This is a genomic window from Luteibacter jiangsuensis (assembly GCF_011742555.1).
In the GTDB taxonomy this organism is placed as follows: domain Bacteria; phylum Pseudomonadota; class Gammaproteobacteria; order Xanthomonadales; family Rhodanobacteraceae; genus Luteibacter; species Luteibacter jiangsuensis.
In genome coordinates this window covers 85,673-109,277 of sequence record NZ_JAAQQR010000001.1, presented here as the reverse complement: position 1 = coordinate 109,277, position 23,605 = coordinate 85,673, and the positions used below count along the sequence as shown (strand labels likewise).

At 65.5% G+C, this 23,605-nt stretch carries 23 protein-coding genes; 18 read left to right on the top strand and 5 right to left on the bottom strand.

What is annotated here, in order from left to right; genetic code table 11:
* Positions 1-4: 4 nt before the first annotated feature.
* Positions 5-802 carry a MipA/OmpV family protein gene (locus tag HBF26_RS00475; protein WP_167122005.1) on the top strand — a complete coding sequence of 266 codons (798 nt, stop codon included), beginning with the start codon at positions 5-7 and terminating at the stop codon, positions 800-802.
* Positions 803-846: 44 nt separating this feature from the next.
* Here the strand turns inward: HBF26_RS00475 and HBF26_RS00470 are convergent, their stop codons facing one another.
* Together HBF26_RS00470 and HBF26_RS00465 are read right to left on the bottom strand one after the other, a co-directional pair.
* Positions 847-1,332, bottom strand: a complete 486-nt coding sequence (locus HBF26_RS00470) for an SH3 domain-containing protein (RefSeq protein WP_167122003.1) — start codon at positions 1,330-1,332, stop codon at positions 847-849.
* Positions 1,333-1,469: 137 nt separating this feature from the next.
* The gene (locus HBF26_RS00465; protein WP_167122001.1) at positions 1,470-2,063 is read right to left on the bottom strand and encodes a TetR/AcrR family transcriptional regulator; all 594 of its coding nucleotides are present in this window, start codon (positions 2,061-2,063) and stop codon (positions 1,470-1,472) included.
* Between the two features lie 128 nt (positions 2,064-2,191).
* Here HBF26_RS00465 and HBF26_RS00460 point away from each other — a divergent pair, with 128 nt between their 5' ends.
* The 6 genes from HBF26_RS00460 to HBF26_RS00435 all read left to right on the top strand — a co-directional run bounded on the left by HBF26_RS00460 (position 2,192) and on the right by HBF26_RS00435 (position 7,640).
* Complete coding sequence (locus HBF26_RS00460; RefSeq protein WP_167121999.1) at positions 2,192-2,722, top strand: DUF308 domain-containing protein; 531 nt, start codon at positions 2,192-2,194, stop codon at positions 2,720-2,722.
* A 6-nt stretch (positions 2,723-2,728) separates the two neighbouring features.
* Complete coding sequence (locus HBF26_RS00455) at positions 2,729-4,147, top strand: phosphoribosyltransferase family protein (protein WP_240151146.1); 1,419 nt, start codon at positions 2,729-2,731, stop codon at positions 4,145-4,147.
* Positions 4,148-4,243: 96 nt separating this feature from the next.
* Positions 4,244-4,690, top strand: a complete 447-nt coding sequence (locus HBF26_RS00450) for an Hsp20/alpha crystallin family protein (RefSeq protein WP_167121997.1) — start codon at positions 4,244-4,246, stop codon at positions 4,688-4,690.
* A gap of 66 nt (positions 4,691-4,756) precedes the next feature.
* Positions 4,757-6,034: an erythromycin esterase family protein gene (locus HBF26_RS00445; RefSeq protein ID WP_167121994.1), complete on the top strand. Its 1,278-nt coding sequence runs from the start codon at positions 4,757-4,759 to the stop codon at positions 6,032-6,034.
* A gap of 269 nt (positions 6,035-6,303) precedes the next feature.
* Positions 6,304-6,876: an OmpA family protein gene (locus HBF26_RS00440; protein WP_338039607.1), complete on the top strand. Its 573-nt coding sequence runs from the start codon at positions 6,304-6,306 to the stop codon at positions 6,874-6,876.
* Between the two features lie 146 nt (positions 6,877-7,022).
* Positions 7,023-7,640: a phosphatase PAP2 family protein gene (locus HBF26_RS00435; protein WP_167121990.1), complete on the top strand. Its 618-nt coding sequence runs from the start codon at positions 7,023-7,025 to the stop codon at positions 7,638-7,640.
* Between the two features lie 41 nt (positions 7,641-7,681).
* Here HBF26_RS00435 and HBF26_RS00430 read toward each other — a convergent pair whose 3' ends face one another.
* Positions 7,682-8,206, bottom strand: a complete 525-nt coding sequence (locus tag HBF26_RS00430) for a LuxR C-terminal-related transcriptional regulator (protein WP_167121988.1) — start codon at positions 8,204-8,206, stop codon at positions 7,682-7,684.
* Positions 8,207-8,411: 205 nt separating this feature from the next.
* On the opposite strand from HBF26_RS00430, the gene HBF26_RS00425 reads away from it, so the two are divergent.
* Entirely contained in the window at positions 8,412-9,362 is a 951-nt protein-coding gene (locus HBF26_RS00425; protein ID WP_167121986.1) for an MBL fold metallo-hydrolase, read from the top strand.
* Between the two features lie 725 nt (positions 9,363-10,087).
* Here HBF26_RS00425 and HBF26_RS00420 read toward each other — a convergent pair.
* Positions 10,088-10,795: an alpha/beta hydrolase gene (locus HBF26_RS00420; protein ID WP_167121984.1), complete on the bottom strand. Its 708-nt coding sequence runs from the start codon at positions 10,793-10,795 to the stop codon at positions 10,088-10,090.
* 211 nt (positions 10,796-11,006) lie between these two features.
* Between HBF26_RS00420 and HBF26_RS00415 the strand changes: the two genes are divergently transcribed.
* Entirely contained in the window at positions 11,007-11,870 is an 864-nt protein-coding gene (locus HBF26_RS00415) for an alpha/beta fold hydrolase (protein WP_167121982.1), read from the top strand.
* Positions 11,871-11,909: 39 nt separating this feature from the next.
* Here HBF26_RS00415 and HBF26_RS00410 read toward each other — a convergent pair whose 3' ends face one another.
* Positions 11,910-12,533 carry a response regulator gene (locus HBF26_RS00410; protein ID WP_167121980.1) on the bottom strand — a complete coding sequence of 208 codons (624 nt, stop codon included), beginning with the start codon at positions 12,531-12,533 and terminating at the stop codon, positions 11,910-11,912.
* Between the two features lie 149 nt (positions 12,534-12,682).
* Here HBF26_RS00410 and HBF26_RS00405 point away from each other — a divergent pair, with 149 nt between their 5' ends.
* The 9 genes from HBF26_RS00405 to HBF26_RS00365 all read left to right on the top strand — a co-directional run bounded on the left by HBF26_RS00405 (position 12,683) and on the right by HBF26_RS00365 (position 23,551).
* Positions 12,683-13,216 carry a helix-turn-helix domain-containing protein gene (locus HBF26_RS00405; protein WP_167121978.1) on the top strand — a complete coding sequence of 178 codons (534 nt, stop codon included), beginning with the start codon at positions 12,683-12,685 and terminating at the stop codon, positions 13,214-13,216.
* A 142-nt stretch (positions 13,217-13,358) separates the two neighbouring features.
* Positions 13,359-14,000 carry a hydrolase gene (locus HBF26_RS00400; RefSeq protein WP_167121975.1) on the top strand — a complete coding sequence of 214 codons (642 nt, stop codon included), beginning with the start codon at positions 13,359-13,361 and terminating at the stop codon, positions 13,998-14,000.
* A 4-nt stretch (positions 14,001-14,004) separates the two neighbouring features.
* On the top strand, positions 14,005-14,247 hold the full coding sequence (locus HBF26_RS00395) for a DUF1427 family protein (RefSeq protein ID WP_167121973.1): 243 nt from the start codon (positions 14,005-14,007) through the stop codon (positions 14,245-14,247).
* 16 nt (positions 14,248-14,263) lie between these two features.
* On the top strand, positions 14,264-16,150 hold the full coding sequence (locus HBF26_RS00390; RefSeq protein WP_167121971.1) for an amidohydrolase: 1,887 nt from the start codon (positions 14,264-14,266) through the stop codon (positions 16,148-16,150).
* Positions 16,135-16,557 (top strand): DoxX family membrane protein, encoded by a 423-nt coding sequence (locus tag HBF26_RS00385; RefSeq protein WP_205287570.1) that lies wholly within the window; start codon positions 16,135-16,137, stop codon positions 16,555-16,557. Before HBF26_RS00390 ends, HBF26_RS00385 begins: the two co-directional genes overlap by 16 nt.
* Positions 16,547-18,166 (top strand): MFS transporter, encoded by a 1,620-nt coding sequence (locus HBF26_RS00380; RefSeq protein WP_167121969.1) that lies wholly within the window; start codon positions 16,547-16,549, stop codon positions 18,164-18,166. The genes HBF26_RS00385 and HBF26_RS00380 overlap by 11 nt, the downstream gene beginning before the upstream one ends.
* Before the next feature lie 17 nt (positions 18,167-18,183).
* The gene (locus HBF26_RS00375) at positions 18,184-19,056 is read left to right on the top strand and encodes a VOC family protein (RefSeq protein ID WP_167121967.1); all 873 of its coding nucleotides are present in this window, start codon (positions 18,184-18,186) and stop codon (positions 19,054-19,056) included.
* Positions 19,053-20,474, top strand: coding sequence for an alginate export family protein (locus HBF26_RS00370; protein ID WP_205287569.1), 1,422 nt, complete (start codon positions 19,053-19,055; stop codon positions 20,472-20,474). The genes HBF26_RS00375 and HBF26_RS00370 overlap by 4 nt, the downstream gene beginning before the upstream one ends.
* Positions 20,475-20,566: 92 nt before the next feature.
* Positions 20,567-23,551, top strand: coding sequence for a sensor histidine kinase (locus HBF26_RS00365; RefSeq protein ID WP_167121965.1), 2,985 nt, complete (start codon positions 20,567-20,569; stop codon positions 23,549-23,551).
* Positions 23,552-23,605 lie beyond the last annotated feature (54 nt).

The following is a 23,605-nucleotide window of genomic DNA, read 5'->3' as shown; positions in this document are numbered from 1 at the left end:
CCCCATGCGCCCCTCCTTCCTTCGTGCCCGACACGCCGCCGTTGCGCTGCTCGGTTGCGCAGCCTTCGTCCCTGCCGTCTTCGCCCAGGACACGGCTCACGGCGACATCGGCATCGGTGTCGTCTCGCGGCCGGAATACATCGGCAGCGACAGGCGGCAGGCCAACGCCGTGCCGGTGCTGCGTGTCGACCTTCCCACGCCTTACGCCTATCTCGGCAATCGTTACGGCGGCAATTCGCTGCAGTTCGGCTTCACTCCATTGAACACCGGTGGGTGGGTCGGTGGCATCAGCCTGTCGTACCAGAACATCGCGCCACGAAAGACGTCGGACGATGACTATCTGCGCGGCCTGCAGGATATCGATCGCAGCGTGCTGGGCGGCTTCCTTCTCGGCTACCGCTTCCGCCCGGGTGGCCTCGTGAGCCTGCGGTCGGACACGGACCTGTCCGGGCACGGGCAGGGTACGACGCTCACGCTCGCCGCACAGCAGGTGTTTCCGTTGAGCGACCGCTTTGCGATCGTGGCGGGCCCGCGTGTCGTATGGGGCAACCGCCAGCACAACACCACCTACTTCGGTGTGGATACGGCAAAGACACCGCAGACGACCCTGCCTGGCTACCGCGCACCTGCGGGCTTCCAGGAATACTCGCTCAACATCGGCCTGCGTTATGCCACCGAGGGCGATTGGGTGCTGGGGGGCGGCATCAGTGCCGGTACGTTGATGGCCAACGTGAAGGACAGCCCCTTGGTGCAGAAGGAATCGCAAGTGACGGTCAGCCTGTACGCCGGCTGGCATTTCTGATCCTGCCACCGCGAGAGCGCTTGCGGCGCTCCCGCGGTTCCTTGTCACCAGCGACGGTAAGTCGCGCCGGTGTGCACGCAGCCACGCGGTCCACACGCAGTGACGCCGCGGTGCACGACCGCAGGGGGCGGCGGCGAAGGCAACGGCCGCGCATACACCGTCCAGCTCCCGTACCACGGCCGTGCCGGGTAATAGCGCTCCCAGTAGCCATGGTTGAAGCTCACCACGGCGATGCCGACGCTCGGTGCCGTCTCTTCCGTGACGACGACGGTGCGGCGTTCCGTTACGGCCAACACGTATCTCGACGACACCCAGCCGCGCTGGCTACCCCAGCTCACATCGCACCAGCTCATGTCCTGCAGGCAACCGTGCGTGAGAATCTCGGCATGCGTCGGTATGGTCGTCACCCGAGGGTAGGTCGTACTCGGCCCGGCGCGCAGGTTCACGTTTGTCGTGGTGATGGTGGTGGCGAAGGCCGCAACGGGCAGGGCGGCGAACGCGGCGGCGGCGATGGCGGGGAGCAGGTTCATGGACAATCCTCACGGTTCATGGGGTATGCCCACGGTGCGCCGGAGGTCTTGCCTGGGTTTGTCGGGAAGGAAGCAAATGGTTACGACGTATTTCGCCCCGGCGCCCGCGAAAGGCCGGTCATGACCGGAACCAGGCGTCAGTGCGTTGCAGCGGCCGCGGCATCCGAATGGAGCAGACGCCGCAAGGCACCTTCCACCACCTGGGTGAACTTGTCGGGCTGGCCGTAAGCGCGCGCGAGAATCATCGCGCCGTAGACCGTCGACATGAACGATTCGGCCTCCACGCTGGCGGCGCTCTTCAGCGTGAACACGCCGCGCTGCGCACCGGCCGTAAGCACCGTCTCCAGCCACCGCGACAGGTCGCGGAAGTGCATACGGACGCTTTCGGCGAGATCTTCCGGCAGGCAATCGAGTTCGCTGGCCAGCATGCCCGCGACGCAGAAGGGCGCCGACGCATCGGCGATGCACTTTTCCCAGTAGCCGGTATAGCCCCGCAGTTGCCGCAAGGGGTCGAAGGCCTCGCTTTCCATCATGCGTATCTGCTCGCCGATGATGCCACGCGACTGTTCGACCACGGCCTTGGCAAGGTCCGCCTTGGCAGGGAAATGGTGATGGATGGACGCCTTGCGTACCTCCACCTGGGCGGCGACATCGGCATAGCTGAAGCCGCTGTAGCCGCGCGTCTGGATGAGGTAACGGGCGGAATCGAGGAGCTTTTCACGGGTACTCATGGGTGTCAGCCTACCAGTAGGTCGGGTTAGTTTCAAGGACTGAGCAAGGTTCTGTGCTGCTGAGAACGAAGTAGTTGACGCCAAGCCTACCGACTAGTAGGGTTGGCCTCCCTAACGAGGACAACCCCATGAACTTCCTTCGTAACTATTACTACCTCCGCGCCGTGGTCTCTTTCTCCTGGGTCGCGCTGGTGGTGCTGTTCGCTCAGCTCAACGTTCCTTTCGCTTTCAGCGCCACGTTGATGGTGCTGTATCCCGCCTGGGACGCCGCCGCGAACTTCATCGACGCCCAGCGCTCCGGCGGGCTGCGCGCCAACCCGGGCCAGCGCCTGAATGCCGCGACAAGCACGGCGACGGCTGTCGCACTCGTCGCGGCGCTCATCACGCACGGAACCGCCGGCGGTGTGCTGGTCTTCGGTATCTGGGCCCTGCTGGCGGGCCTGTTCCAGCTCTGGGTAGGCATCGGCCGCCGCAAGCTGGGTGGTCAGGCTTTCATGATGCTCAGCGGCGCGCAGTCCGCGCTTGCCGGCGTCTTCATGGTCATCAAGTCGTTCGACCACGAGCCGAGCATTGTCGGGCTGGCTCCGTATGCCGCCTTCGGCGGCCTGTATTTCCTCCTCTCCGCCTTGCGTCTCACCTTTCGGACGGTACGCGCGTAACCGGCGTTGGCGATCTTCCCGGTTGCCGCCCGTCTGTTGACCGGCGTCAACACACGGGCGCAGGAGTGGAGGTTTCATCGGGTAGTACCGTTTGCCACGATGTCGGAGGGACCTATGCTTCCTGCCACATACGAGGCCTTCCTCGACCGGAAGGATGCGGGTGAACAACTCGCCGCCGCCCTGGCGGGACTGCGCGGCACGCATCCGCTCGTGCTCGGGATCCCGAGGGGCGGGGTGGTCGTCGGTAGGGTCGTCGCAGACCACCTCGACGGTGACCTCGACGTCGTGCTCGTACGGAAGCTCGGCGCGCCGGGGAACGAGGAATTCGCCGTCGGCGCGATCGACGAGAGCGGTCACCTGGAGATCGGCGATGAAGCCGGCCAGCTGGGGCTTGGCGACGCGTACCTGAGCCGCGAGGCATCGAGGCAATTCGCGCGCATCGAGGAGCGGCGCCGGCTCTATAGCCCGCATCGTGTTGCGCACGACCCGAAGGGCCGGGTCGTCATCGTCGTGGACGACGGCCTGGCCACGGGGGCCACGATGCGCGCCGCCCTGGCCGCCACGCGGCGGCATGGTCCCGCCCGGTTGATTGCGGCCGTTCCCGTGGCTTCGGCAGACCGGATTCCATCGATCAAGTCATTGGCAGACGAAGTAGTCTGCCTGTCCGTGCCCAGGCACTTCCGGTCGGTGGGAGAGCACTATCTTTCCTTTCCCGCGGTCGAAGACGCTGAAGTCATCCAGCTGCTGAAACCCGCGGGTCACCCCAGGACCGCCCCCTTCGTCTGTGGCATGCGTTTCGCGGTCGATGGCGTCATGCTGGAGGGCGACCTGCACGTTCCGGCGGACGCGAGGGGCTGCGTGGTATTCGTCCACGGCAGCGGCAGCAGCCGGCACAGTACGCGGAACAAGCATGTGGCGCGTGCGCTCGAAGATCGCGGGTTCGCCACATTGCTGTTCGACCTGTTGAGTCCCGACGAAGATGCGACGTTCTCCGAGCGGTTCAACATCGCGAAGCTCGCCCGCCGGCTCGATGGTGTGCTGAACCGCCTGGCCGACGAGCCACACGTGGCGAACATGCCTGTCGGCCTGTTCGGCGCGAGCACCGGGGCCGCCGCGGCGATCACGGTTGCGGCCCTGCGCGACGACATCCGGGCGTTGGTTTCCCGCGGCGGCAGACCTGATCTGGCGGGACCGCTGGCGCTGGCCAAGGTGGGTGCGCCAACGCTGTTCATCGTGGGTGGTGCCGACACACAGGTGATAGCCCTCAACCGCCAGGCTCTGGCGGCAGTGACGGGTGTCGGCGAGCTGCGACTCGTGCCAAACGCCACGCATTTGTTCGAGGAGCACGGCGCACTGGAACAGGTCGCGGCAATGGCCGGGGACTGGTTCGCCCGCTGGTTGCCGCATGTTGACCGCGGTCAATAGGCACGGGCGCGCGATCGCGTAGGTTTCGAGAGGGCAGCCCCGGCGCGCCACGCCGGTTCGGATGCCGTCCCCAGAACCGAAGAGGAGTTACCGACCATGACGAGCATGATTCGCTGGAATCCACTCAAATCGCTGTCGGGCATCGATCGTTTTCCCGACTTCGACGACCTCGTCCGCAATGCCTTTCCGCGCGCCTCGTGGGGCAACGCGGAGATCGCGCCCGACATGCGCATCGACGTGACCGAAAGCGACGGTGCGTACAAGGTGAAGGCGGATATTCCGGGTGTGGACAAGAAGGACATCGACATCTCGATCAACGACAACCAGGTGGCCATCACCGCCGAGGTGCGGCGTGAAACCCGCCAGAAGGAAGGCGAGCGCGAGATCGTGACGGAACGTTCCTTCGGCCAGGCATACCGCGCATTCACCTTGCCCGCTGCCGTGTCGTCGGACAAGGCCGAGGCACATTACGAGAATGGCGTCCTGACGCTGACGCTACCCAAGAAGGAAAACGGAAGCGCACGGAAGTTGAAGGTCAGCTAGAGCCTTCGTGCGCCTCTCCATAGCGGGGGGAGGCGCATCTTTCTTCCGGGCGCATGAGGCCATCCGATGAACGAACACGCGCAGATCGCGAGCATCCGTTCCGGTGCCACGGCGCTGGAAGGCGATGACGCCGACTACGACGACCTCGTCGAACGTGCCGGACAATGCCGGATTGTCATGCTGGGGGAGGCTACACACGGTACGGACGAGTTCTATCGGATGCGAGCGGCAATAAGCCGCCGCCTGATCGCCGAGCGGCACTTCGATGCCGTCGCCGTCGAAGGTGATTGGCCCGATTGCTGTCGCGTGGACCGCCATGTCCGTGGCGGTGGCGACGACAAAGCCTCTGCCTTCGGGAGCCTGGCGGATTTCCAGCGATTTCCCCGTTGGATGTGGAGAAACACCGCGGTGGTGGACTTCATCGATTGGCTCACCGTCCACAATGCGTCGCTGCCGAAGGCAGAGCGCTCCGGCTTCTACGGGCTGGATATGTACAGTCTTTACCGCTCGGCGGACGCGGTGATCGACTACCTCGGTACCGTCGACAGGGAACAGGCCGAGATCGCGCGGCGCCAGTATGCCGCGCTCGATCATGTGCGCGACCCGCAACGCTATGGCTATGAAGCCGTGCACGGACTTCGCCCGGATTGCGGCGAAGCTGTCAGGCAGCGCCTGGCGGAACTGGTACAGCGGCAGGGCGAATACAAGACCGCCGACGTACCCGATCCCGAAGACGCCTATTTCTTCGCCGAGCGGAACGCCGTCGTCGTGGCGAACGCGGAATCGTATTACCGCGCGATGTTCGGTTCGCGCGCGCTCAGCTGGAACATGCGCGATGCGCACATGGCCCAAACGCTGATGGCCTTGCAGGCGCACCTTCGCGCACAGGGGAGGGAAGGGCGAGTCCTGGTCTGGGCCCACAACTCGCACGTGGGAGACGCCCGCGCCACCGAAATGTCGCTGGGCGGCGAGCACAACCTGGGCCAGTTGATGAGGCTGGTGCCGTCGTCCGGACCGGTGTTCCTCGTGGGTTTCACGACCTATACGGGCACGGTCAGGGCTGCACGGGAGTGGGGCGGCGAGGCGGAAAGCAGGCGCGTGAACGAGGCCGTGGAGGGTAGCTACGAGCACGTGTTCTACCGTAGCGGGCTCGAGGCATTCTACCTTCCGTTCGCGCACGATGCCGTTGCGCAGCTGGACGGGCCGCTCCTGGAGCGCGCGATCGGCGTCCTCTATCTCCCCGACACGGAAATGCAGAGCCATTACCTGTATTCGCGCATGCCGCGCCAGTTCGATGCCGTGTTCCACCTCGACGAGACCCACGCCGTCGAGCCGCTGGATTGACCGGGTCGATCAACGCCCCTGAGACCCAGGGTTGACGCAGATCAAGGCGGCATGCCGTACGCCGGCGGATCATCGATCCCGTCGACGTCCCGCCGACGCGATTCTGGCGGACACAGGCAGCCGGCTTCCGTTCGCCGGGCGCATCCATAAGGCAGGTTGGGAACTCCCGGTCACGTGGCTCGATGCACCAGGTTCCACGCATCCGACGAAGCCTCGTTCATCCACCCATCAAAGGAGAACTAGCCATGCGTTGTCATCGCCGTGTTTTAGTGATTTCGTCGTGTCTGCTGGCGGTCGCCCTCACCGGTTGCCATGGATACGTCAAGAAGGCCGATTTCGACTCCACGGTCGCCGAACTCCGTGCGAACGACCAGAAGCAGCAGCAGGAGATCGACGGGCTCACCGAGCAGATGCGCCAGCGCTTCGCCGACTACGATGCGAAGATCGCTGCCATGAAGGGTCGTATCCGCGTGGACGCCGTGACTCATTTCGCATTCAACGACTCTACCCTCCGCGAGGAAGACAAGCCCTTGCTGGACGACTTCGCGAAGGTGGTATCGGGCAATTTCCCGGAAGCCGTCATCACCGTCGAAGGCTTCGCCGACCCGGCGGGCAGCACGGCATTCAATCGCCGCCTTGGCCAGGCACGCGCCGACGCGGTACGCGATTATCTCGTTTCCACCGGCGGCCTCGCCGCGGACAAGGTGCGTGCCGTGAGCTACGGGGAAGCCCGGAATCGGCAGGTGCTACCCGGTCAATCCGGTGAGGGCGGCGAGCCAAACCGCCGCGTGACACTGGTGATCGACTATGCCGGTGCGATGGCGGGGGCTTCCGGCGGATAAGCGCGCCCTGACGCCACCGTGGCGAAGGGCTTGGGACCCATCGCCTCGCCACGGTGGCGGCATCGTTTGTCGACGCTTCGCTTCGGAAAGGAAGCCGGGAATGGAGTCACGCGTTCCGGTGAACCCCTGCTCGGAGGTATACGGTCATGCGTATATCCCTTCTGATCCTCCTGCTCGCTCTTGCTCCGGTGGGACAGTCGCTCGCAAGTGGCGGTCCCCTGGGCATCGACCATCGCCTGCACTACGACAACAGCGGCATCTGGAAGCGAAGCAACCAGAACGCGCTCCTCTACGGGAGCATCGTCGGAATAGGGGCGGGCGCACTCGCGCTCGGAGACGGGAGCGAACTGGGTGACACGTTCTGGCGCTCCGTCGATGCCATGGTGATCAGTGGCATCGGTACGCAGGGGCTAAAATACGCGTTCGGCCGCGAGCGACCTTCGCAGACGAACGATCCCAATCGGTTCTTCAAGCACGGACAGAGCTTCCCCAGCGGCGAGGTGGCAGCACTCTCCGCGGCGGTCACGCCGTTCATCGCGAGGTATGGCGGCGACCATCCCGCCGTTTACGCGCTGGCGCTGTTGCCGGCCTACGACGCGGTGGCGCGCGTGAAGGTCCGTGGGCACTGGCAGAGCGACGTGCTGGCCAGCGCCGTCATCGGCACCGGCATCGGGATATGGGCGTCGCGGCGCGATTCGCCCCTGATAGTGGGCTGGCTGCCGGGTGGTTTCAGCGTGGGGTATGTCCACCATTTCAAACCCTAGTGCGGCGGCCTCGCCGCACCCCGGACGGATGTAGCCGTGCTCTACCTCAGGTAACCGCGCTCGAGCGCGATAACCACCGCGTGCGAGCGGTTGTTGGCGCACAGCTTGCTCATCGCGTGGGACAGATGCTCTTTGATCGTCTCCGGCGACAGGCCGAGGCGGAGAGCGATCTGCTTGTTTTCGAGGCCCGCGGCCACGCCCTGGAGTATCGATATCTCGCGCTCGGTGAGGGCCTCGGTCTCCTGGTGACCGCCGGGTTCCGTGGCAAGCAGACGCCAGCCTTCGCTGCTCAGCATGTCCTGCGTCTCCGGATTCTGCCGCATGTAATCGACCGCGAAGGCGCAGGCAGGCTCCACGAGCAGGCCCTGCTGGCGTGCCTGGGCCATGGCTACGCGCATGAGCTGGTTACCCACACCGTTGGCGACGAGGTTGTCGGAGATATCGACCCGGAAAAAGCTCAGTGTCTTTCCGTCATTCCGGTACCAGGCGCTCGCGGTCTCCCGGCCGAGTTCCGCAACGAAGCGCCCCTCGTCGGGCGCATCCCTGATGACGATCTCCGCTGCCATGCTCGCGCCACGCAATGGCCGGAACTCCGGCGACCGGTAAAGCCTAGCCAGCGCGCCACCGGAACGATTGCACTATTGGGTCAGCACTCGACGATGCGCCTACCCGGTGGGTCTTCGTCGCAATACATCCGCCCAGGTCACCTTTCTGCAATCCCGGCGCGTGGACGTTTCGCACACTGCGGCCAACCTTCCACGGGTGTCTCCCATGTCTTACGGCTATCACGCCGCCGGTCGTTATCGGCTCACTGCAACCATCTCTCTGTTTTTCGCACTGGCAGCGACGTCGACGGCCCACGCCGCCGATGAAGCACCCGGCTTCTTCAAGCTGCCGCTGGGCAAGCTCACGGTCGTCGCGCTGTCCGACGGCAGCTTCACGCTTCCCGCATCGGGGCTGATGGTCGAAGCCCACAAGGGCGAGGTCCAGCAGGCGCTGGCGAAGGCCCATCTCGGCGACGGTGTGCCCACGTCGGTCAACGCGTTCCTCATCGACACCGGCGAGAAGCGCATCCTCATCGACACCGGTTCCGGCGCGTTCCTGGGTGCGACGCTCGGGGAGGTCAATGCGCACCTGCTGGCTGCGGGTTACCGTGCCGATGCCATCGACGAGGTGCTCATCACCCATCTGCATGCCGACCACGTGGGCGGGCTCATCGACCACGGCAAGATGGTGTATCCGAACGCCGTCGTGCGTGTCGACGCGCGAGAAAAGAAATTCTGGGAAAACCGCGACAACAGCGGCAAGGTCGATGCCTCGGTGCAGGCGACCTTCGATGCCGTGGCCACCGCGCTCAAGCCCTACGAGGCCGCGGGCCACGTCAAAGTCCTCCATCCGGGCGACACCGTCGGCCCCGGGATCACGGCGGTGGACGAGCCGGGACACACGGCGGGCCACACGGGCTATCGTGTCGAGAGCGACGGCAAGGTGCTGATGGTCTGGGGCGACCTCGTTCACCTCGCCGTGGCGCAGTTCCCCGATCCGAAGGTCACCATCCGCTTCGACAGCACACCTGCCGACGCGATCGTCACCCGCGAAAAGGCTCTGCGCGCCGCGAGCAAGTCCGGCGAACTCGTCGCCGGTGCGCACATCCCGTTCCCGGGCATCGGGACGGTGCGAAAGGCGGGTTCCGGTTATACGTGGGTCCCCGTTGGGCCGTGATTGGCAATATAGGTTCTTCGTGCCGATTGGTGGTGCTTCGTAGCGAGTGCCTGGTGGGGTTTGCTTCGTAGGCTGGGCTCGCCTGTTCGGCCTCGCGCTTGGCGCTCGTGCGTGGTCGGGAAGCCGGCAGCCGTCGCCCTCGCCGCGAAGACTTACGTCGTTCCTTGCGAAAGGAGAGCCGCTGCGCGGCTGGTGTCTTATGGCTGACGCCGCGGCGGACCCGGGCGTGCCTGCCTACGCAGGCACGATGATGTGGCGGCAAGAAAACCCGGCACCGATGCCCACGACATACGAGTACCCGGTGCTTTGTGTGGGAGCCGGCTACGCCGGCGATCCCGCGGCAGCGGGCAAGCTTGTCGCTAGCACCCATCGCCGCTGAAGCGGCTCCCACACAAAGCGAAGTGGTTCCCACAAGGGTGCGATGCGACGGTCTTGCAGTGCCCCACCTACCGTCGTGCCTGCGAACGCAGGCACCCAGCGCCCCGGTCGGCAAGAGACGAAAGCAAACCATCGACTTCGCGCTTCGCTCTCCCAACAAGAGCCCACACCGTTGGCGGCCAGTGCCCGTTCGCGGCGAGGGGAACGGGTACTGGCTCCTAGACACCGGCACAGGCGCCGATGCGAGGCCGCAAGGCGAGCCCTCCCTACGAAGCGACCACTATCACCAGGCAACGAAGCAACAGTCCCCGGAAACGCGAGAAGAATCCGTCGTCTCGCGCCTGCGCTTAGCCGCGAACGGCTGCCTCGGCAGCTTCCGCGATCGCCTTCACGACCTCGTCGGCGTGGGAGATCAGCGACATGTGGCTGGAAGGCACTTCGGTCACCGTCGAGCCCATGAGCTTGGCGGCGTCGCGCTGCAAGTCCGGGGAAACCGCGCGGTCGCTGGTCGAGACGATGAACCAGGACGGGCGCGTGCGCCATGCCGTGGTCGTCAACGCATCGCCGAAGGTGCTCTTGGCGAGCGGGCCCTGCGTTGCCGCCAGGAGGCGTGCCATATCGGAAGGCAGGTCCTGCGCGACGTCGTCGATGAACGTCTGCTCCGAGAGATAGACAAACCCGTTGCCGTCCTCGCGAATGCCGCCAAGCGCCGGCGGGGAAGGGTACTTGCCCACCAGTTCTCCCGTGGTCTGGCCCACGTTGCCGGAAAAGGCCGATACATACACCAGCGACTTCACCTTCGGATCGTCGCCCGCTTCGGTGACGACGAAGCCGGCCCAGCTGTGGCCGACGAGAACAACGGGCCCTTCGACGAACGAAAGAACGCGCTTCGTTGCGGCCACGTCCTCGGCGAGCGACGTGAGGGGATTCTGTACGGCTACGACCTTCAGGCCCCGCGAAAGGAGCCCCGGAATGACGGCGTTCCAGCTCGAGCCGTCCGCCCATGCACCATGGATGAGAACAATGGTGGCCTGCGGTTTGGTGTTGCTGCTCATGGCGATTCCTCTGATGGCGGGATAAGTCGCGTTCGACGGCGAACCTCGCGCCAACCTAGGACAGTCGAACGCCCGCGGCTTGCAGGAAGACGGGGTGGACGATCCTTCTAAGCGTGCGCCTCACGACGCAGCAAGGTGCGGACCAATCATGCTATTTGCGCGGACCGCGCATCGATACGCTGCGATCTCTTTCCGCCGCAGTGGATGAGCGATGAAACACCACACCGTCAGGGCCAACGGCATCCGCCAGCATTATCTCGACGCGGGCGAAGGCGCACCGGTTGTCCTGCTGCATGGTTTTCCCGAGACGAACTACGCCTGGCGTTACCAGGTTCCTGTCCTGGCGGGTAAATATCGTGTGATCGCGCCGGACCTTCGTGGCTACGGAAAGACCGACAAGCCGGCCACCGGCTACGACAAGCGGAACATGGCGCGGGACCTGATCGCGCTCCTGGATCACCTCGGTATCGATCGCATCGCCCTTGTCGGCCACGATCGCGGTGCACGGGTCGCGACACGATTCGCCAAGGATCACCCGCACCGTCTGGACAGGCTGGTCGTCATGGACAACGTGCCCACCCGCATCGTGGCCCATGCGATGAATGCGAAGGTGGCGAAGGCGTACTGGTTCTTCATGTTCCACCAGGTGCTCGACTTGCCCGAAGCACTCATCGCAGGGCGGGAGGACATATGGCTCCGGCACTTCTTCACCGACTGGTGCTACGACCCGCACACCATTGCCGGTGCGGACTTCGATGCCTATGTGTCGGCGTACCGGGAGCCGGGTGCCGTACGCGGCGCGATGGCCGACTATCGGGCCGCACCCGAGGACGTGCTGCAGGACGAGCAGGACGCCCACGTGTCGATTGCATGCCCGACGATGGCCATCTGGGGTGCGGACTTCGAGGCGGTCGGGGGCACTTTCGACATGGCCGCGGTGTGGAAGGGCATGGCGACCCACCTTCGCGCAGAGCCCATCGCCGAGTGCGGCCACCTGCCCCAGGAAGAGCAGCCGGAAATCGTCAACGGATTGCTGCTGGACTTCCTCGACGGCTGGACCGGAGGTGCGGCATGACGCGCCCGCGGCAGCTCGCTTACGCAGCGACACCTTGATTCAGTCGAGATAGCCGCGAGCGATCGCGATGGAGAGCGCATGCGCACGGTTGGTGGCCCGGAGCTTGGCCATCGCATGGGACAGGTGCTCCTTCACGGTGTTGCTGGCGATGCCGAGGTGCTGGGCGATCTGCTTGTTTTCCATCCCCGCCGCTACGCCACGGAGCACGGCCAGCTCGCGCTCGGTCAGAGACTCGTCCCCACGGTGGTCGTGGAGGCGTTTCGCCACTTCCGCCGAGATGCGGTGCTGGCCGGCGTGAACCGCCCTGACGACCCCGACGAGGTCGTTGGCCAGCGATGTCTTGAGCAGGTAGCCCTGGGCGCCCGCGGCAAGCGTCCTTCGTGCCGCCGCGTCCCCGCCATAAGTGGTGAGCACGATCACGCGGGCCATCGGGTCGATCTTCCGCATGGCACCTACCACTTCGTCGCCGTCCATGTCTGGCAGTTTCAGGTCGACGACGGCGACGTCGGGACGCATGTCGCGGAACACCTCGACGCCCTCCGCTCCGGTTCCCGCCTGGCCCACGATAAGGATGCCCGGCTCGCCCGCCAGCATGGCCACGACACCCGCACGAAAGAGCGGGTGGTCGTCGACGACGATGATGCGGATGGCGGGCGGTGTCATGAGTGTTTCCATGCGAACGAGTGAGAGCCGTATTGTTGCCTGAGCGGGCCATCGTGTCTTAGGAAAAACACCCCCCATACAGGGGGTCTGCCCGGAGCCGGTGGCCGATAGCATCCGCCTCGTCTTCGAGCAGTGACGATGGTGGCTCCATGCGAATCGATACCTCGTTGCCGTCGGTCCCGTCCACCGACCGCATCTCGCCGGTGAGTGTGGTGCAGCAGTTGCTGCGCCAGGCGCTGCGCCAGATCGCCGATGTCGACAGGGCCGACCGCGCCGCCTGTGCGCGATATATTGCGGAGGCCTTGCGGATCCACCAGCAAGCCACCACACAGCGCGCGCCCCGTGCTCCGACGGGACTGGCGGAATGGCAGGTGCGCACGGTAGAGCAGGTGGCATTGGCGCGCCTCGATCTCGGTCTTTCGATAACCGAACTCGCCGCGGCTTGCCAGCTTTCCCGTGGCTACTTCAGCCGTGCGTTCAAGGTGACCTTCGGCGAGAGCCCGCATCGGTGGCGACACCGCAAGCGCATCGAGCATGCCTGCAGGCGGCTCGTCGACACCACCGACACCCTTGCCGGCATCGCGATGGACTGCGGGTTCAACGACCAGGCTCACTTCACCCGTGCCTTCAAGGCGCTGATGGGGACGACGCCACACCTGTACCGCAAGTCGCGCGCTGGATGAGGTTATCGCTCGCCGGTCCGTGCTTGTTTTTATCAAACATGCGGACGATGGATTCCAAAGCTTCTATTTGTTCTCCGGCGCGCTGCCTATCGTGAATGCAATCGCAGGAACCGCCTGCGATCCATTCACGAGGCCCCCTTCCATGCCATTCAACGAACTGATCACGCCTGCCAATTGTGCGCTTGCGCTCATCGACTTCCAGCCCGCGATGTTCCAGGGTGTGCAGAGCCATGATCGCAAGGCCATCATGGACAACGTGCAGATCCTCGCGCGCGCCGCGAAGCTCTTCAAGGTCCCGACCATCCTCACCACGGTTGCCAAAGACAGCTTCTCCGGTCCCTTCATGCCGGAAGTGACCGACGACGTCTTCCCCGACCAGCCCGTCATCGATCGCACCTCCATCAACTCCTGGCTGAACGCGGATTTCCGCAAGGCCGTCGCGAACACCGGTCGCAAGCGCTTCGTCGTCGCCGGCTTGTGGACCGGCGCCTGTGTGAACTTCCCGACGCTCGACATGCTGCGCGAGGGCTACGAAGTCACCGTGGTGACTGACGCCTGCGGCGATACGAGCGTCGAGGCCCATGAGCGTGCCGTCCAGCGCATGATCCAGGCCGGCGCGGTGCCGATGACGACGCTCCAGTTCATGTTCGAGTTGCAGCAGGACTGGGCGCGATCGGGCACGTACGAAGGCGTGATGGACATCCTGCGTGCCCTCACGCCGTACGGCATCCAGGTGCGCTTCTCGAAGTGGGCGCTTGGCGAACATGCGTCGGAGGCGGGTTGAAACCATGTCGCCCTATCTCATCTCCCTCGCGTTCGGCGTGGTGGTCGGCATCGCTTACGGCTGCTTCGGTGTGCGTTCCCCGGCACCGCCGATGATCGCCTTGCTTGGACTGCTCGGCATGCTCGCAGGTGAAGCGGCTGTGTCCTACGTGAAGGGGCATCCGGATGTCTGGGCCAATCTCTGGCACAGCAAGAGCTTCGCCGTCCCCAAGAGCGATGCCCCACGTTCGAACGACGACCACGTCTGATCCCCGGAGCTTCCCCATGTCACCCATCCCCGTACCGGATCTCGTCCTGCACCGAGGCCTGTTCACCACCCTCGACCGTCGTCGGCCGACGGCAAGCGCCGTGGCCATTCACAATGGTCGGTTTCTGAAGGTGGGAGACGACCACGAGGTGCTGGCACTGGCCGGCCCGGGGACACGTGTGGTCGACGTCGGTGGGCGCCGGGTGCTTCCCGGCCTCATCGACAACCACCTCCACCTGATTCGTGGGGGACTCAACTTCAACATGGAACTGCGCTGGGACGGTGTGCCGAGCCTTGCCGATGCCATGCGGATGCTCCGCCGGCAGGTCGAAATCACGCCCCCACCGCAGTGGGTACGCGTCGTCGGCGGCTTCACCGAACACCAGTTCGTCGAGAAGCGCCTTCCCACGATCGACGAACTCAACGCTGTGGCACCGGATACCCCGGTGTTCATCCTGCACCTGTACGACCGCGCGCTGCTCAATGCCGCGGCGCTGCGCGTGTGCGGCTACACCAAGGACACCCCCGATCCGCCCGGTGGCGAGATCCTGCGCGACAAGAGCGGCAACCCCACCGGCCTGCTGCTCGCCAAGCCCAATGCGTCGATCCTCTACGCCACGCTGGCCAAGGGTCCGAAGCTGCCTTTCGAATACCAGGTGAACTCCACGCGTCACTTCATGCGCGAGCTCAACCGACTCGGCATCACGGGCGCCATCGACGCCGGTGGCGGATCGCAGAACTGGCCCGACGACTATGCGGTCGTGCAACAGTTGGCGGACGAGAATCGGCTGACCATCCGCATCGCCTATAACCTGTTCACGCAAAAGCCCAAGCAGGAGAAGGACGATTTTCTCGCCTGGACGAAGTCGGTCACGTACCAGCAGGGCGACGATTATTTCCGGCACAACGGTGCCGGCGAGATGCTGGTGTTCTCGGCCGCCGACTTCGAGGACTTCCGCCAGCCGCGACCGGACATGGCGCCCGAGATGGAAGGCGAGCTCGAAGGCGTGGTGCGGATCCTCGCGCAGAACCGTTGGCCCTGGCGCCTGCACGCGACTTATGACGAAACCATCAGCCGCGCGCTCGATGTATTCGAGAAAGTGGCCCAGGACATTCCCCTGGACGGTATTCACTGGTTCTTCGACCACGCCGAGACGATCTCGGACGCGTCCATCGAGCGGATCGCGGCCCTCGGCGGCGGCGTGGCCGTGCAGCATCGCATGGCCTACCAGGGCGAGTACTTCGTCGAACGCTACGGTATCGGCGCGGCACAGGCGACACCTCCGGTCAGGAAGATGCTGGACCGGGGCGTCAACGTCTCCGCGGGCACCGACGCGACGCGTGTGGCATCGTACAACCCGTGGGTGTCGCTCGCCTGGCTCACCACGGGTCGCACCGTCGGCGGCCTGCGCCTGTATCCCCGGCACAACTGCCTCGACCGCGAGGAGGCCCTGCGCATGTGGACCGAGAACGTCACCTGGTTCTCCAACGAGGAAGGCAAGAAGGGGCGGATCGCGGAAGGCCAGCTGGCCGACCTCATCATCCCCGACCGGGACTTCTTTGCCTGCGCCGAAGACGAGATCGTCGGGACGACGTCGTTGCTGACCATGGTCGGCGGCAAGGTGGTCTACGCCGCCGGGCCTTTCGCTTCGCTCGACGAAAGCGATATCCCCGCCGCGATGCCCGACTGGTCTCCCGTCAATGCCTATGGCGGTTATGCCGCCTGGGCAACGCAGCAGCAACGTGTGGATGGCCTCGAGCGCCGCGGATACAGCACCTGCGGTTGCGCACATGGGTGCTCGGTGCACGGGCACGACCATGGACGCTCGCATGCGACATCGCTTCCGGTCGACGACTTCAAGAGTTTCTGGGGCGCGCTGGGTTGCGCGTGCTGGGCCGTATGATGCGCCCGGCCTCCGTGCGCATGGACCTCGTGCTGTGGTTCGCGCTCCTCGCGCTGTGTTCGGCCTACCTCCAGGGCGCGATCTGCAAGCTCATCGATTTCGATGCGGCCATCGGCGAGATGCAGCACTTCGGTCTCTCACCGCCGCGTCTTTTCGCCTGTGGCGTCATTGTCTTCGAGTTACTGTGTTCGCTTGCGGTGCTCACCGGCCACCTGCGGTGGCTCGGTGCGTTCGCGCTGGCACTGTTCACCTTCACCGCCAACTTCCTCGCCAATGCCTGGTGGAACGAGGCGACGGGTCCCGGGCGCGACATGATGATGAACGGGTTCTTCGAACACCTGGGCCTTGCCGGCGCGTTCGTCCATGTGGGCTGGCTCGATCTGCGAGGACGCCTCCATGGCCGCTGAAACCGGGGGACTCTCCGACAGCCTGCGCCCGCTGAAACACGCGACCTTCGCCATCCTCTGGGTGGCGACCGTGCTGGGCAACACCGGCACCTTCATGCGCGACATCGCCAGCTCCTGGATGGTGACGGAACTCGGCGGCGGCCCCGCCGCGGTTTCGCTCATCCAGGCCGCCGGCTCGTTGCCCATCTTCCTCCTCGCCATCCCTGCGGGCGTGTTGTCCGACATCCTCGACCGCCGCCGTTTCCTCATCGCCGTGCAGGTGCTTCTCGCCTGCGTGAGCGCGACGCTCATGATGCTCGCCTCCACCGGAAACCTGAGCATCGCGGCGCTCGTTGCCCTGACCTTCGTCGGCGGCATCGGCGCGGCGCTCATCGGGCCCACGTGGCAGTCCATCGTGCCGGAACTCGTCGAGCGGGCCGAGCTCAAGGACGCCGTCTCGCTCAACTCCCTGGGCGTCAACATCTCGCGCGCCATCGGACCTGCGGCAGGCGGCCTGATCCTGGCCGGCATGGGTGCGGCCGTCACCTATGGCACGGACGTCTGCAGCTATTTCCTCGTCATTGCGGCCCTCGTCTGGTGGCGGCGCAAGTCCGCGGGCGACAGGGCGCTTCCGGAGAACTTCCTGGGTGCCTTTCGTGCGGGTCTGCGATACACCAAGGCGAGCCGCGAGTTGCACGTTGTCCTCATCCGCGCGGCCGTGTTCTTCGCGTTCGCTTCGGCGGTATGGGCACTCCTTCCCCTTGTGGCTCGGGGCACCTTGCATGGTGGCGCGGGGTTCTACGGTGTGCTGATGGGCGCCGTGGGGGCGGGTGCCATCGTCGGCGCGTTGTTGCTGCCGAAGATGCGCGCACGATGCAGCGCCGACGCGTTGCTGCTCGGGTCGTCGCTGCTATCCGCCCTCGTGATGGTCGTCCTGGCACTTGTCCCCGACAAGATCGTGGCGTTTATCGCGCTTCTGGTGCTCGGTGGCGCGTGGATCATGTCGCTGACCACGTTCAACGGGGTCGCCCAAGGCATCCTGCCCAACTGGGTGCGGGGCAGGGCGCTCGCCGTATACCTCACCGTGTTCAATGGTGCGATGGCGGTGGGAAGCATCGGTTGGGGCACGCTGGCAGAAGCGGTGGGCGTGGGCGCGACGCTGCTGGCCAGTGCCGCAGGGCTGGTTGTGGCCGCGTTCGTCATGCGCGCCATGCCGCTGCCATCGGCCGACCTGGACCTTACCTCGGCGCACCAGTGGGCCGAACCGCTCACGGCCGAGCCGATCGCCAACGATCGCGGCCCCGTCCTCATCCTTGTCGAATACGACGTGGCACACGAAAGGCTTCCCGCGTTCCTCGCCGTGCTGGAGCGCTTCTCGATGGAGCGTCTGCGCGACGGGGCGTATGCCTGGGGTGTCACCCAGGACTCGGGCAATCCCGAGCATGTCGTGGAGTGGTTCATGGTCGAGTCGTGGGCCGAACACCTCCGCCAGCATGAGCGTTTCAGTCATGCGGGTGCGGACATCCAGAGCGAAGCCTCCGCCTTCCACCGGGGCGCCCAGCCGCCCAAGGTCACGCACCTCATCGGTGTCAATGCCCGCGCGCTCGCGCAGGGCCTTCCTTCTTCCTGAGCAACGGACATATCCCCATGCGCCCGTACACCCTGATCGCTTCGCTCGCGCTCCTCGTTTCATCCACCGCCATGTCGGCGACACCGGACTATGCGGTCGGTTCGCAATACGACACGACCCACGTGTATGTCGCACCGGCCGACGTCGACGCGTTCGTGCGGAGTTTCACGGCCACCTTCGGCGGGCAGTCCACCAAGCAGGTGGTGGTCACCGTGACGCCGACACCGTCGAGCACGTCGTCGCAGCTCGTGCAGACCCCGGTCGGCACCGTGTCGGTGTTCGGCTTTCGCACACCGGTTCCGTACCCCTTCGGCCTCGAGCGCACCGGTTACCTCGTGACCGACCTCGACGCGGCCGTCAAGGCGGCGAACGCCGCGGGCGCTGCCACGCTCGTCGCGCCCTTCGACGATCCGATCGGGCGCGACGCCGTCGTCACCTGGCCGGGTGGCGTGAACATGCAGCTGTACTGGCATACGAAAAAGCCCGACTACGCCGCGTTCGAACACGTACCGGAAAACCGCATCTACCTGCCGGCCGAATCCGCCGACGCCTTTGTGAAAGCCTTCGTGAACTTCTCGCACGGCAAGGTGGTGGATGACGACCGCCATGCGCCGGGGAGCGAGCTTGGTCGCAAGGGCGGCACGTATCGCCGCATCCGCATCGAATCCGGGTACGGCAAGGCCACGGTACTTGTCACCGATGGGCATCTGGACTGGCCTTACGGCACCGAGCTCACCGGTTACGAGGTGACCGACCTCGACGCCACGCTCAAGCGCGCGCAGGACAGCGGCGCCAAGGTGGTCGTCGACGCGCATGCCGAGGGCAGCCGTCGTGCTGCCATGGTCCGGTTCCCGGGTGGCTACGTCGCTGAAATCCACAGCGGCAAATGAAACGCGCCTGCCTGCCGCTGGTTGCGGCGGCTTTCCTCGCGACGGCGGCATCGGCCCAGGACGTGCCCGACGAGAAGGCCACAACCAACGAGGGGATGGTGAGGACACCCGATCGTCCCGTCATCCTGCCCAACCGCTGGCAGGAGGACTGGTCGGTGCTCGCCGACCCGGCCGTGCCGAGGAAGCCGGGCGATGCGTTGAAGTACATGCCGCTGGGCCCCGGTGGCGATCACTACCTCACCCTGGGCGCCCTCCTGCGCGAACGGGTGGAGACCAACAACGCGCCGGCCTTCGGCATCGGGCGGAACGACGATACGTACCTGCTGCAGCGCCTGCAGGTGCATGCGGGACTGCGCTGGGGTACGCCCTGGCTCGCCTTCGTGCAACTCGAAGATGCCCGACCCTTTGCGAAATCGAGCTGGGGGCCGACGGACCGCAACCGGGCGGACGTGCGTCTCGCCTTCCTGGCCTGGCAGGGCGACGCATTCGGCGGCACGGTACGGGTGCGCGCGGGACGGCAGGACTTCGCGCTCGACCTGCAGCGCTTCGTGTCGCTGCGTGACGGCCCGAACGTGCGTCAGTCGTTCGACGCGCTGTGGGCCAATCTCGAGCGAGGGCCGTGGCGCATCATTGCCTTCCTGAGCCACCCCGTGCAGTACCGGGACGACCACGCGTTCGACGACACCTCGGGATCGGACGATCGTTTTCACATGATTCGGGTGGAGCGCCATGTCTTCGGCACGAATGAACTGTCGTACTACCACGCGTGGTACGACACCGGCCGGGCAAGCTTCCTCGATGCCAGGGGCAACGAGCGTCGCCGTGTCGACGACGTGCGTTTTGCCGGCAAGCAAGGTCCGCTCGACTGGGATCTCGAGGCCATGCGACAGCGTGGGCGGGTGGGGGAGAGCACGATCCACGCGTGGGCGATGGGCACGCGCGCGGGGTGGACCTTCATGGACACCGCATGGACGCCAAGGCTCGGCTTGCAGTTCGACACCGCTTCGGGCGACAAGCGGGCGGGCGACGGGCGCCTCGGCACCTTCAACCCGCTCTTTCCCAACGGCTATTACTTCTCGCTCGCGGGTTACACCGGTTACACGAACCTCGTTCATTTCAAACCGAGCATCACGCTCAAGCCCTCGTCGAGCCTGACGCTCCTCGGGGCCGTGGGACTGCAGTGGCGGCGAACCACGGCAGACGCGATCTACGTGCAGCCCGACAGTGCACTCGCCGGCACGGCGGGCACCGGCTCGAAGTGGACGGGGATGTACGGGCAGGTGCGTCTCGACTGGAAGTGGCGTCCCGGCATCACGTTCTCCATCGAGGGGAATCACTTCCGGGCGGGTCGCACCATCAGGGATGCCGGTGGGAACGACGGCAATTACGGCAGTGTGCAGGTGCTGTTTGGCTGGTGATGTGCGCCCCTGTATAACCTCCTGACATAGGCGAGACGGCCCGGGCATGTATGGCCTGAGGCTCGCATTCATTCGGTTCCGGGGGTTGATGTATGAAGGCTGTCCATCGGCGGCTGCGCGGCGTGAGGGCGTTGCTTGCCTGCGTCGTGCTGGGCCTGCTCGTCTGGGGCGATGCCTTCGCGGACGACATAAAGGCGCCAGGGTACGTGGTGACTGTCTGGGGTGCTTCGGAAGGCGCACCCCAGGATGTCGGGAACATGGCGCAGACTGCCGACGGCATGATCTGGCTGGGAACCAACAATGGTCTGTTCCGTTTCGACGGACACCATTTCAGCGAATTCAACGTGGCTCCGGAGTCGCTCCATGTGTCCCGTCAGGTCAGGGACCTGACGCCGGACCCGAAGGGCGGCCTCTGGGTGCTGTATGGAGACGCCGTTGAGGTTCATCTGGCGGCCGACGGCCGAACGGTTACCATTCCTGCGGGATTGCCCACCAGCGGCATCGGCGGCACCTTCGTCCATGCCGATGGCCGCACGTTCGTCACCGCGGACGACGGTCTCTATGTGCTGACGGAAGGACGCTGGGTTCGCTGCGACGCGTCGGCATGGGGCCTGCCGTCCGCGCCGATCGACACCGTGCGAAGCAGCGCCGGCGGTGACATGCTGGCGATCGCTGGCGAATCGATCTACCGGTTGCCGCGCGGGGCGCAGCGCTTTGTCGAGGTGGCGAAACTCGCTGAACCGAACAAGGGCGGACTGCTCGTGGCGGACCCCGAGGGACACCTGTGGGTGACGTACCGCAAGTACATGGAGGTGCCCGGCATCCGCATGTCCACGCAACCGGCCGCGGTGAACGTCAATCACATCACGACGTTCGACACGCGGGGAACCTTCTGGACGGTGCAGCAGGGTTGCGACGGGCTTTGCTCGGCGAGCCGGGAATCTGCTCTGGCGGACATACGCGAGGGACGCCGCCCGACCCGGACGTCCGTCATCCCTGCCGGCAACATCAGCGCGCTCTCGTTGATGCTCGATGCAACCGGCGATCTGTGGGTGGGTGCCCGGCAGGGTCTCGTCCGTTTCCGTCCGACGGTGACCGAACCCATCACCCCGTTCGAGAAGGGACTTGGCTGGTTCGGTGTCTTGCCGGCCGCGGACGGGACGACGCTGGTGACCACCTACACGCGTGGCGGCTACAACAAGATCGGACTCGTCGATGGAAACCATGTCGACATCCTGGCCGACGACACGGCGGTTTCCGCACTGACCCGGCTACCCGACGGTACGGCCGTCCTCGCGGGCGACGATGCTCTCTATCGCGTATCGGGCAAGGCATTCCAGGTGCTCTCGCCGCGTCCCGACGAAGGACCCACCGCGTCCACCGATCCTGCCCAGGTGGTGCTTCCTGCCGGCGCCGGTCGCTTCTGGGTGAGTCTCCGGGACAAGGGGCTCTTTCTGGTCGATGGCAACGATTGGCGTCATGTCGGAGCACCGGAAGGTTTTCCGGCCCTGTCGCCCACGAGCGGCACCATCGATGCGGATGGCGTGACCTGGTTCGGTTTTTCCGACGGCTCCCTGGCGGCGCTCGCGCCGGGAGCCACATCCTCGCCGACGATCACCCAGGTGCCATCGATTGGGGCGATCACGGCCATGAGTCCCGGGGAACCCTTCCTGGTCGGCGGCGAGGTCGGGTTTGGCGTCGTGCATCGCGGCACCTTCAGGCCGGTCGAATTGCGCCGCCACGGTCTGCTCCGGGGCGTGACCGGCATGGTCCGCACCGCCGACGGCGACGTCTGGCTCAATACCGCCAAGGGCCTGATAGGACTCAGGGTTCGGGACATCGAACGGACGCAGGACGGGAAAGGGGAAGGTCTTCCTTTTCGCATCGTCACGACCGCCGACGGCATGCCGGGTGGCGCGCAGCAAGTGCGTCCCTTGCCGACGCTGCATCAGGCTGCCGATGGCAAGCTCTGGATCGCCGGTGTCTCGGGTCTCGTTACCTTCCGTCCGGACGACCTCGGTCGCGATATCGCCGCGACGCCTTCCCTGCTGGCCATGCGCGACGGCAACGGCGCGTCCCTGCTGGGCGGTGGGGAGCTGAAACCCGGCCAGCGGTCGCTGGATGCCGACATCGTGGGCGTGTCGCTCACCGACGCGGGCTTTGTGGATCTGCGGTACCGGTTGCCCGGCGTCGATACGGCGTGGCGGTACGCCGCGGACGAAGCGAAGGTGAGCTATTCGGACCTGCCGCCCGGGCGGCTTCGGTTGGAGATCCAGGCGAGGGGTCCGAGCGGCGACTGGTCGCCCAGTCTCTTCTCCGCGACGGTGATTTCGCAGCCCGCGTTCTACGAAACCGCCTGGTTTGCAATGCTGATGGCGCTTCTCGTGGTTGTCGCGGCGGTCGTGGGACATCGCTACCGCATGGCCATCGTGCGGCGTCGCGACGAGGAGACCACGCAGGCAAAGCTCCGCGAGCGCGACCGCATCGCCCGCGAACTCCATGACTCCATGCTCCAGGGCATGGCAGGCGTCATGCTGCGGGTGGTCGCATGGGAGCGCGACCGGCGCGCGCCGGACGAACTGCGCTCCGCCTTCAAGGACGTCGCAGGGCAACTGTCGGGTTTGATACTGGAGGCGAGGGCGCGGGTGATTTCATTGCGAAGCGTCGCGTCCTACCGCATGCCGTTGTCCGATGCGCTGCGGATGATCGGCGACGACCACGGCTCCGCGACGGGGGCCAGCTTCGACGTCGTCGTCGAAGGCGAGGAAACGCCCCTCGACGACATCACGCATCTCGCCGCATTGGACATCTTGCGGGAAGCCATCCACAACGCCTTCAAGCACGCCAGGGCCAGCCATATCGCGTTGACCCTCCGCTATGGCCAGTCGACGCTCGTCGCGGAGGTAAAGGACAACGGGCAGGGCATCCCCGAACCCGTCACGGCCGAGGGCCGCCGCGCGGGACACTGGGGCATGGTGACCATGCGCGAGCGCGCCCAGGAGATCGGCGGCACGCTGTCGATCGTGACGGGGGTTGGTGGAACCACGGTTGGCTTGATGATGCCACTGAGCCGCTAGCCGGAAGGGTGCTAGCTGCATCGCATATGGCGTCCTGCAAATTCTTGCGGCAAG

Bases quoted from the DNA above. Each gene is read 5' to 3' on its own strand.
- HBF26_RS00475 (WP_167122005.1), top strand. From the start codon at position 5: ATGCGCCCCTCCTTCCTTCGTGCCCGACACGCCGCCGTTGCGCTGCTC.
- HBF26_RS00470 (WP_167122003.1), bottom strand. From the start codon at position 1,332: ATGAACCTGCTCCCCGCCATCGCCGCCGCCGCGTTCGCCGCCCTGCCC.
- HBF26_RS00465 (WP_167122001.1), bottom strand. From the start codon at position 2,063: ATGAGTACCCGTGAAAAGCTCCTCGATTCCGCCCGTTACCTCATCCAG.
- HBF26_RS00460 (WP_167121999.1), top strand. From the start codon at position 2,192: ATGAACTTCCTTCGTAACTATTACTACCTCCGCGCCGTGGTCTCTTTC.
- HBF26_RS00450 (WP_167121997.1), top strand. From the start codon at position 4,244: ATGACGAGCATGATTCGCTGGAATCCACTCAAATCGCTGTCGGGCATC.
- HBF26_RS00445 (WP_167121994.1), top strand. From the start codon at position 4,757: ATGAACGAACACGCGCAGATCGCGAGCATCCGTTCCGGTGCCACGGCG.
- HBF26_RS00435 (WP_167121990.1), top strand. From the start codon at position 7,023: ATGCGTATATCCCTTCTGATCCTCCTGCTCGCTCTTGCTCCGGTGGGA.
- HBF26_RS00430 (WP_167121988.1), bottom strand. From the start codon at position 8,206: ATGGCAGCGGAGATCGTCATCAGGGATGCGCCCGACGAGGGGCGCTTC.
- HBF26_RS00425 (WP_167121986.1), top strand. From the start codon at position 8,412: ATGTCTTACGGCTATCACGCCGCCGGTCGTTATCGGCTCACTGCAACC.
- HBF26_RS00420 (WP_167121984.1), bottom strand. From the start codon at position 10,795: ATGAGCAGCAACACCAAACCGCAGGCCACCATTGTTCTCATCCATGGT.
- HBF26_RS00415 (WP_167121982.1), top strand. From the start codon at position 11,007: ATGAAACACCACACCGTCAGGGCCAACGGCATCCGCCAGCATTATCTC.
- HBF26_RS00410 (WP_167121980.1), bottom strand. From the start codon at position 12,533: ATGACACCGCCCGCCATCCGCATCATCGTCGTCGACGACCACCCGCTC.
- HBF26_RS00405 (WP_167121978.1), top strand. From the start codon at position 12,683: ATGCGAATCGATACCTCGTTGCCGTCGGTCCCGTCCACCGACCGCATC.
- HBF26_RS00400 (WP_167121975.1), top strand. From the start codon at position 13,359: ATGCCATTCAACGAACTGATCACGCCTGCCAATTGTGCGCTTGCGCTC.
- HBF26_RS00395 (WP_167121973.1), top strand. From the start codon at position 14,005: ATGTCGCCCTATCTCATCTCCCTCGCGTTCGGCGTGGTGGTCGGCATC.
- HBF26_RS00390 (WP_167121971.1), top strand. From the start codon at position 14,264: ATGTCACCCATCCCCGTACCGGATCTCGTCCTGCACCGAGGCCTGTTC.
- HBF26_RS00380 (WP_167121969.1), top strand. From the start codon at position 16,547: ATGGCCGCTGAAACCGGGGGACTCTCCGACAGCCTGCGCCCGCTGAAA.
- HBF26_RS00375 (WP_167121967.1), top strand. From the start codon at position 18,184: ATGCGCCCGTACACCCTGATCGCTTCGCTCGCGCTCCTCGTTTCATCC.
- HBF26_RS00370 (WP_205287569.1), top strand. From the start codon at position 19,053: ATGAAACGCGCCTGCCTGCCGCTGGTTGCGGCGGCTTTCCTCGCGACG.
- HBF26_RS00365 (WP_167121965.1), top strand. From the start codon at position 20,567: ATGAAGGCTGTCCATCGGCGGCTGCGCGGCGTGAGGGCGTTGCTTGCC.